Source organism: Mycobacterium sp. (assembly GCF_049673265.1).
Classification (GTDB): domain Bacteria; phylum Actinomycetota; class Actinomycetes; order Mycobacteriales; family Mycobacteriaceae; genus Mycobacterium.
The window spans coordinates 1-7,428 of the sequence record NZ_JBATXN010000046.1; the positions used below are offsets into that span (position 1 = coordinate 1).

The following is a 7,428-nucleotide window of genomic DNA, read 5'->3' on the forward strand; positions in this document are numbered from 1 at the left end:
CACGCGTGCTTGTCGAGGACTTCGATGCTTCGCCGCCAGTGAAAGTACCCGCACCCGCTGCGGCCGGCAGTGGTGCAGTCGACGGCACCGTGACGATCCACCTCGAGCGCAAGAAGGTGTCGGTCCCACAGGTCGCCGGTGAGACGCTGCTGGAAAGCGCGCGACGGGCCGGGCTGTCGCCGCCGTTCAGTTGCGAGGCCGGGAACTGCGGGACGTGTATGGCGCTGCTGAAGGAGGGCAGCGCCACCATGCGGACCAACGACGTGCTGGAAGAAGACGAGCTCGCCGACGGTTATATCTTGACGTGTCAGGCGGTACCGGACACAACGTCGGTGACAGTGGTTTACGAGTAGCCCCGCACTGCAGCGGCTTCAGGTATACCGGGCTGGAACGGAGTTGCAACCATGACGGACCTTTCAGCCTTCGCTGATCTCGCTGCTGCCGACCACGGACTTATCGTCTTTACCACGTTGCGCCGCGATGGCAGTGCTCAGTCATCGGTGGTCAACGCCGGGGTCATGCAACACCCGCTGACGAACGAGCGGGTCGTCGCTCTGGTGGCCATTGGCGGCGCGCGCAAGCTGGCCCACCTCCGTGCCGATCCGCGTAGCACGGTCACAGCGCGCGCCGGTTGGCAGTGGGCCACCGTCGAGGGTTCGGCGCAGCTGATCGGACCCGATGACCCGCACCCGGACGTCGATGACGAGCGACTCCGGATCATGCTCCGCGACATCTTCACCGCGGCCGGTGGAACCCACGACGACTGGGACACCTACGACCGGGTGATGCGCGAGCAGAAGCGCACCGCTGTGCTGATCTCGCCGAAGCGCGTTTACGCGAACCCGGCGAGTTGAACCGAGCGCAGGTTCTCACGTTGTGCGGAAGCCTTCCCGCAGCAGTCGAGGACTATCGTTCGGGGATGGGGTTGCCGTGTTCAAGGTCGGCGGCCGGATGTTCGCGCTGGTGTCGCTGGACGGCGACCCGGGCAGCGTCAACCTCAAGTGCGACCCTGACATCGCCGTGGAACTTCGGGCCCGGCACCCGGCAGTTCGCCCCGGCTACCACCAGAACAAACGCCACTGGAACACCGTGGAACTGGACGGCTCAATAGCGGCCGCCGAGCTTGAAGAAATGATCGAGCACTCGTATGAACTGGTGGTGGGCCAGCTGCCGGGAGCCCAACGCAACCGCATCTTTGACCGCGACTAACGGTTCGACCGGCAAGCCCAATCCGCGCGCGGTGGGGTCGGTTGAGCAGACGCAAAAGTCTCACACGCCTCGGCGTGTCGGGGACTTTTACGTCTGCTCGCCCAACTTCGGCGGCGGACGATAGTCCGGCTCATAGCCTGAGATGCGGATCGGATTTCCGACGAGGCGGAAATCGCCTGCGCTGACTACGATTTCCGGTGTGGCCCGCAACTCTTCGGGCAGGGTTCGCACCGCCGCCGCAGGAACCCCCAACGGACGCAGCCTAGCTTCCCAACTGGCAGCAGTGTCAGTCGCGAGGGTGGCCGTGACGACGGTCAGCACCTCGGCACGCCGTGCCACCCGTTCGGCCATCGTCTCGAATCCTGTGATATCGGCTTCGCCGGCAAACGATTTCCAGAAGCCATCGTGAGTGATGAACAACGCCAGATAACCGGAGGCCGTCGGGAAGATCTGCGCCGGAACGTAATACGAGTGCGCACCAAAGGGCCGGCGCTGCGGCTCGATGCCGTCGTTGAGGTAGGCGGACGCATGGTAGTTCAGCTGAGAGAGCATCACGTCACGCAGGCAGACATCCACCTGACCGCCACGCCCCGAAGTGATTTGGGCCAGCAGCCCGAGCGCGGCCGCCAATCCGGTGGAGTTGTCCGCCGAAGAATAGCCGGGCAGCGTCGGCGGCCCGTCCGGCTCGCCGGTGAGCGCCGCCACCCCGGTGGCAGCCTGGATGACGTAGTCGAAAGCCGGGTCATCGCCGTTGTCCAAGCCGAAACCGGTGATCGCGACACACACGATGCGCTCGTTCCACTGTCGCAGCGCCTGGTAGGTCAGCCCCAGCCGGTGGATCGCCGACGGCTTCAGATTCACCAGCAGCGCATGGGATTCCGCGACAAGCGTGCCCAGCTGTTGTTGGCCCTCACGCGAGTTCAAGTCCAAGCTGACGCTGTCTTTGTTGCGGTTGAGGCTGGCGAAGTAGCTGTCGGATACTCGACGCGAGATCTCGCCACCAGGCGGCTCGATCTTGGTGACCTGCGCGCCGAGGTCGGCGAGCAGCATGGTGGCGTACGGCCCGGCCAACATGGTGCCCACCTCGAGGATCTTGATCCCCGCCAGCGGCGCGCTCATCGCAGTTCAGCGCCGAGAGCTGCGATCACTTCCCGGGTGCGGCGTTTCGATGCGACCAGCTCGTCGCGGTTGTCGCCAATCGGCAGCAGCCGCACCGACAAGTCGGTCACCCCGGCGTCAGCGAACCGGCGCATCCGGTCCAGGATGGCCGTCTCGTCGCCGGCCGCGCACAGATCGCCGACATCGCGGGAATCGCCGCGTTCGAGGAGGCGTTGGTAGTTGGGCGAAACCTCGGCCTCGCCCAGGACGCGGTTAGCCCGCTCCTTGGCCTCGTCGACTTGTCCAGGCGCACACAGGCATACCGGGATACCCGCGACGATCCGCGGGGCGGGCCGGCCGGCATCTGCTGCGGCCTTGGTGATCTTCGGCGCAATGTGATCGCCGATCGCACGCTCGTCTGCCATCCACAAGACGGTGCCGTCGGCCAGTTCACCGGCAAGCTGCAGCATGACCGGCCCCAGCGCGGCGACCAGCACCGGCATCGGAGTATCGGCCCCGATCACCGTCGGATTGTGCACCGTGAACGAATCATTCTCGACGTCAACCGATCCCGGACCGGCCAGGGCTGCGTTGAGCACCTCCAGGTAGTCCCTGGTGTAAGCAGCAGGCTTCTCATACGGCAGGCCGAGCATGTCCCGGATGATCCAATGATGCGATGGCCCGACACCCAACGCCAGCCGTCCACCAGCCACCGCATGCGTCGAGAGCGCTTGGCGGGCAAGAGCAATCGGATGCTGGGCCTGCAGCGGCACCACCGCAGTGCCCAGCTCGATGCGCGAGCTGTGCGCGGCCATGAGCGACACCATGGTCAGGCAGTCGAAGTCGTTGGGCACCTGGGGCATCCACGCGGTGTCCAGTCCGGCAGATTCGGCCCATTCGATATCGGAGGCCAACTTGGCGACCTTGCGGGCCATATCGCCACGCTCGGCGCCGATCATTACTCCGAGGCGCACTGTGTTTCCTTTGGCTCGGGGGCCGGGGTGCCGGTGAGGGCGCGAATGTCGCGCACGAGAACGTCGAGCGAAGTGCCCGTAGGAAATACCGCTGCCGCCCCGGCGTCCAGCAGCCTGGGCACGTCGCTCTCGGGTATCGTCCCGCCGACCACAACGGCGATATCGGCGGCGTCGGCCGCGCGCAACGCCTCGACGGTGCGGGTGGTCAATGCGACATGGGCGCCGGACAGGATGCTCAGCCCGACGACGGCAACATCTTCTTGTACGGCGATTGACGCGATGTCTTCAATGCGCTGCCGGATGCCGGTGTAGATCACCTCGAAACCGGCGTCGCGCAGAGTGCGGGCAACGATCTTGGCCCCGCGGTCATGCCCATCGAGGCCAGGCTTGGCGACCAGGATCCGCACTGCCATCTAGAACACCACCGGCTGCTGGAATTCGCCCCAGACCGCTTTGAGCGTCGAGACCATCTCACCGACCGTGCAGTAGGCGTTTGCGCAATCGATCAGCTTGTGCATCAGGTTGTCGGTTCCTTCGGCTGCGCGAGACAGCGCAGCTAGGCTGGATTGCACTGCAGCCAAATCCCTTTCGGACTTAACTTTGGAGAGCCGCTTGAGTTGGAGATCGCGACCTTCAGCATCCAGCTCGTAGGTAACGATTTCGGGTGGCGGTTCATCGGTGACAAATCGGTTGACGCCGACCACGGGTCGCGTTCCGGCTTCGATGTCTTGGTGGATCCGAAACGCTTCATCGGCAATCAGACCTTGCAGATAGCCGTCTTCGATGGCGCGGACCATTCCGCCGTGTTGCTCGAGGTCGTGCATGATCTCGATGATGCGGCTCTCGGTGGCGTCGGTGAGAGCCTCGACGAAGTAGGAGCCGCCCAGCGGGTCCGCGACGCGGGCCACACCGGTTTCATGGGCCAAGATCTGTTGGGTGCGCAACGCAAGCGTGGTCGACTCCTCGCTTGGTAGCGCAAACGGCTCGTCCCACGCGGCGGTGAACATCGACTGCACACCGCCCAGCACGGCGGCCATCGCCTCGTAGGCCACCCGCACCAGGTTGTTCTGCGCCTGCGGCGCATACAGCGACGCGCCACCACACACGCAGCCGAACCGGAACATCGACGCCTTGTCGGTAGTGGCGCCATAGCGTTCCCGCACGATCGTCGCCCAACGTCGCCGTCCGGCACGGTATTTGGCGATCTCCTCGAAGAAATCGCCGTGCGTGTAGAAGAAGAACGAGATCTGCGGCGCGAACTGGTCGATGGTCATACGGCCGCGTTCCACCACGGTGTCGCAGTAGGTCACGCCGTCGGCAAGAGTGAATGCCATCTCCTGCACCGCGTTGGCCCCGGCGTCACGGAAGTGCGCCCCGGCCACCGAGATCGCATTGAACCTGGGAACCTCGGCCGCGCAGAACTCGATGGTGTCGGCGATCAGGCGCAGCGACGGCTCCGGCGGCCAGATCCAGGTGCCGCGCGAGGCGTATTCCTTGAGGATGTCGTTCTGGATGGTCCCGGTCAGCTTGGCGCGCGGCACACCCTTGCGCTCGGCGGCCGCCACGTAGAACGCCAGCAGTATCGCCGCGGTGCCGTTGATCGTGAAGCTGGTGCTGATCTTGTCCAGCGGAATGCTGTCAAACAGGATCTCGGCGTCGGCGAGGGTGTCGAGTGCGACGCCGACCCGGCCGACCTCCTCACCGAACTCGGGATCATCGGAGTCGTATCCGCACTGGGTCGGCAGGTCCAGCGCCACCGACAACCCCGTGCCGCCCTGGTCCAGCAAGTAGCGGTAGCGGCGGTTGGATTCCTCGACGGTGCCGAATCCGGAGTACTGCCGGAATGTCCACAGCTTGCCTCGGTAGCCGCTGGCGAAGTTTCCCCGGGTGAAGGGATATGTGCCTGGCGGCGGCGGCTCGGTACCACGATCCCCCGGCCCGTAGATGGGCTCCAGCGGGATGCCGGATGAGGTTTCGGTGCGGTTATCCATCGATTGATAACGTACTTGCAAAAAAAGAGAATGCCAATCCCGCAGCTTGACCAGCCTAAGAAGGCTCAGCGGACGTAAACTAAGCGCGGCAGAGAAGCTCGCCGTGCGGGATCGCCAGCCAGCCGTTCGGAGCGGCCGCCCAGTCCCGCCATGCCGATGAGATCTCGTTGAGCTCCGCGGCTGTGGCCATGCCCGAGTCCACCAGCTGACGGGCCAGTGCCGACTCGACAATCCGGTCTGCCCACATCCGACCCCACCAGTCGCGGGTCTCCGGCGTCGCAAAACACCACATGCTGCCCGTAGGAGTGATGTCGTCGAATCCCGCCTCCTGGGCCCAGGACAACAGCCGCCGCCCCGCGTCGGGTTCGCCGCCGTTCGCGCGGGCCGCCTCGGCATAGAGCTCGCTCCAGCGGTCCAGCGTCGGAAGCTGCGGGAACCAAGTGAATCCGGCGTAGTCGGCGTCGCGGACCGCGACTATCCCGCTAGGCACACATACCCGCCGCAGTTCGCGCAGCGCTTGCACCGGATCGGCCAGGTGTTGCAACACCTGGTGTGCGTGAACAACGTCAAAGGTGTCGTCGGGAAAATCGAGCGCGTGCACGTCAGAAGTCACGAACTCGATGTTGGGCTGGTTGCGCCTGTGCGCCTCGGCGCGCGCCAAATCCAAAGCCGCATCGGTGAGTTCGACAGCGGTGACCCGGCCGGGCGCAACGCGAGCCGCGAGGTCGACGGTGATGGTCCCAGGGCCGCAGCCCACGTCGAGCAGCGACATCCCCGGCTGCAGATGCGGCAGCAGGTAGCCGGCGGAGTCCGTTGCGGTGCGTCTGCGATGCGCGCGCAGCACCGACTCGTGATGCCCGTGGGTGTAGACGGCCTGGGGAGAGCTGTTCATCGTGTGGCTCCTTGCGATCGAATGCCCACCCGAAGGCTACGCCGTGCGTTTCACGATGCGAAATAGCTATCCTATAATATGGGAACACCTAATCGACTGGAACTTCGAGGATCGGACGTTGTACACCTGCCCCGGAACCGTCGAAATGCCACCATTCACCGGAGTACACCGCCAGCCCGCCGGCACCCATCGCGTCCTTTAGCCGGGCCCGGTTGGCCTGCTCGTCTGCGCTGACGCCATCGGTGGCGAAGGCGAGGGCACGCGGCGAAAAGTCGTCGAAATCGGTGCCCATATCGGCCAGGCAATGACCGGCCAACTGCCGCGCGGGCGGGCACTGCTGTTGCATACCCGCCATCGTCACGTCAACTGAACGCCCCGCCTCGTGGCTCTTCGCATAGGGGCCCGGCCTGGCCACCCATGCCGGGTTCGGCACCACGTCGAACATCTTGACCTGCACGGCGTGCGGTCGATAGCAGTCCCAGAAGACCAGCAGCTGTCCTTGTGAGCCCAATGCCTTTGCGGCAGCGGCAAGTCCGCTCGCCATCGATTCATGCACCAGGCAGCGGGCATCAGCCGGATACAGCGGCGTGCCGGTGAAGTTGTTCGGCGTCGCATAGCGCAGATCGATGACCGCGTTGGGAACCACGGAACGGACGTCGACGAATCCGGCTGCGCGCGCCTCGGCGCTCAGCGGGGGTACGTCGGCGTTGGCGCGTGCACTCCAGCTGGTCGCGGACACCACCACAACCAGCGCCGCTAACAACCGGAAGGCAGTCACCGTCTCATTATCCGCGACGGGTGTTTTAGCTCCAGTCGATGGCCGCGGCGCGCTGGCTGACATCCTCTACCCTGGCCGCGACTTGAGCGGCAACCGCGTGTTGACCGTGTTCCATTGTCTTGGCCAATGATTCGGCTTCCGCCACAATCTGCTTGAGCAGATCCCGATGGTCCTCGATCATCGCGATGGTCGCGTTTCTGATGGCGACCACCGCCGAACCTCGAGCCTCTGACGGCGAGAAGCTCCCGGAGAGCAGCGGAGGCAGCGTCTGGCGCTCGAAGTCCGTCATGTCGCGGGACAGGTGCACCTCGAAGGTCGCTCGAAAAGGGTCCCGATCGTCGAGCTCAACGCCGGAAATTCTGAGTGGGTCCATGGGCCGTTCCTTTTTGATCGGCGACGCCGCTTGCGCCGAATTACATGCTTGTAGTTTACCTTCGTTTTCGGACCACCGTGGAAACCGCGAGCATCAGCGCAGGGTCGGTAAAC

General features: G+C 64.8%; 10 protein-coding genes. 3 read left to right on the plus strand and 7 right to left on the minus strand.

What is annotated here, in order from left to right; genetic code table 11:
- The first annotated feature begins 38 nt into the window (after nt 1–38).
- The 3 genes from WBF82_RS01585 to WBF82_RS01595 are packed head-to-tail and all read left to right on the plus strand — an operon-like array spanning nt 39 to nt 1,209.
- Nucleotides 39–353, plus strand: a complete 315-nt coding sequence (locus tag WBF82_RS01585) for a 2Fe-2S iron-sulfur cluster-binding protein (RefSeq protein ID WP_424381362.1) — start codon at nt 39–41, stop codon at nt 351–353.
- Between the two features lie 51 nt (nt 354–404).
- Entirely contained in the window at nt 405–854 is a 450-nt protein-coding gene (locus WBF82_RS01590) for a TIGR03618 family F420-dependent PPOX class oxidoreductase (protein WP_424381353.1), read from the plus strand.
- A gap of 22 nt (nt 855–876) precedes the next feature.
- Nucleotides 877–1,209 carry an MmcQ/YjbR family DNA-binding protein gene (locus tag WBF82_RS01595; protein WP_424381354.1) on the plus strand — a complete coding sequence of 111 codons (333 nt, stop codon included), beginning with the start codon at nt 877–879 and terminating at the stop codon, nt 1,207–1,209.
- Between the two features lie 87 nt (nt 1,210–1,296).
- Here the strand turns inward: WBF82_RS01595 and WBF82_RS01600 are convergent, their stop codons facing one another.
- The 7 genes from WBF82_RS01600 to WBF82_RS01630 all read right to left on the minus strand — a co-directional run bounded on the left by WBF82_RS01600 (nt 1,297) and on the right by WBF82_RS01630 (nt 7,315).
- Nucleotides 1,297–2,328 carry a CaiB/BaiF CoA transferase family protein gene (locus WBF82_RS01600; RefSeq protein WP_424381355.1) on the minus strand — a complete coding sequence of 344 codons (1,032 nt, stop codon included), beginning with the start codon at nt 2,326–2,328 and terminating at the stop codon, nt 1,297–1,299.
- Nucleotides 2,325–3,281: an LLM class F420-dependent oxidoreductase gene (locus WBF82_RS01605; RefSeq protein WP_424381356.1), complete on the minus strand. Its 957-nt coding sequence runs from the start codon at nt 3,279–3,281 to the stop codon at nt 2,325–2,327. The genes WBF82_RS01600 and WBF82_RS01605 overlap by 4 nt, the downstream gene beginning before the upstream one ends.
- Nucleotides 3,266–3,694, minus strand: coding sequence for a cobalamin-dependent protein (locus tag WBF82_RS01610; RefSeq protein ID WP_424381357.1), 429 nt, complete (start codon nt 3,692–3,694; stop codon nt 3,266–3,268). The genes WBF82_RS01605 and WBF82_RS01610 overlap by 16 nt, the downstream gene beginning before the upstream one ends.
- Nucleotides 3,695–5,272, minus strand: a complete 1,578-nt coding sequence (locus tag WBF82_RS01615) for a methylmalonyl-CoA mutase family protein (RefSeq protein ID WP_424381358.1) — start codon at nt 5,270–5,272, stop codon at nt 3,695–3,697.
- 79 nt (nt 5,273–5,351) lie between these two features.
- Nucleotides 5,352–6,164, minus strand: coding sequence for a class I SAM-dependent methyltransferase (locus WBF82_RS01620; RefSeq protein WP_424381359.1), 813 nt, complete (start codon nt 6,162–6,164; stop codon nt 5,352–5,354).
- Between the two features lie 88 nt (nt 6,165–6,252).
- Complete coding sequence (locus tag WBF82_RS01625) at nt 6,253–6,942, minus strand: M15 family metallopeptidase (RefSeq protein WP_424381360.1); 690 nt, start codon at nt 6,940–6,942, stop codon at nt 6,253–6,255.
- Between the two features lie 25 nt (nt 6,943–6,967).
- Nucleotides 6,968–7,315, minus strand: coding sequence for a hypothetical protein (locus WBF82_RS01630; RefSeq protein ID WP_424381361.1), 348 nt, complete (start codon nt 7,313–7,315; stop codon nt 6,968–6,970).
- Nucleotides 7,316–7,428 lie beyond the last annotated feature (113 nt).

Coding starts and splice junctions, on each gene's coding strand:
- WBF82_RS01630 (WP_424381361.1), bottom strand. CDS start 7,315: ATGGACCCACTCAGAATTTCCGGCGTTGAGCTCGACGATCGGGACCCT.
- WBF82_RS01600 (WP_424381355.1), bottom strand. CDS start 2,328: ATGAGCGCGCCGCTGGCGGGGATCAAGATCCTCGAGGTGGGCACCATG.
- WBF82_RS01590 (WP_424381353.1), top strand. CDS start 405: ATGACGGACCTTTCAGCCTTCGCTGATCTCGCTGCTGCCGACCACGGA.
- WBF82_RS01615 (WP_424381358.1), bottom strand. CDS start 5,272: ATGGATAACCGCACCGAAACCTCATCCGGCATCCCGCTGGAGCCCATC.
- WBF82_RS01610 (WP_424381357.1), bottom strand. CDS start 3,694: ATGGCAGTGCGGATCCTGGTCGCCAAGCCTGGCCTCGATGGGCATGAC.
- WBF82_RS01620 (WP_424381359.1), bottom strand. CDS start 6,164: ATGAACAGCTCTCCCCAGGCCGTCTACACCCACGGGCATCACGAGTCG.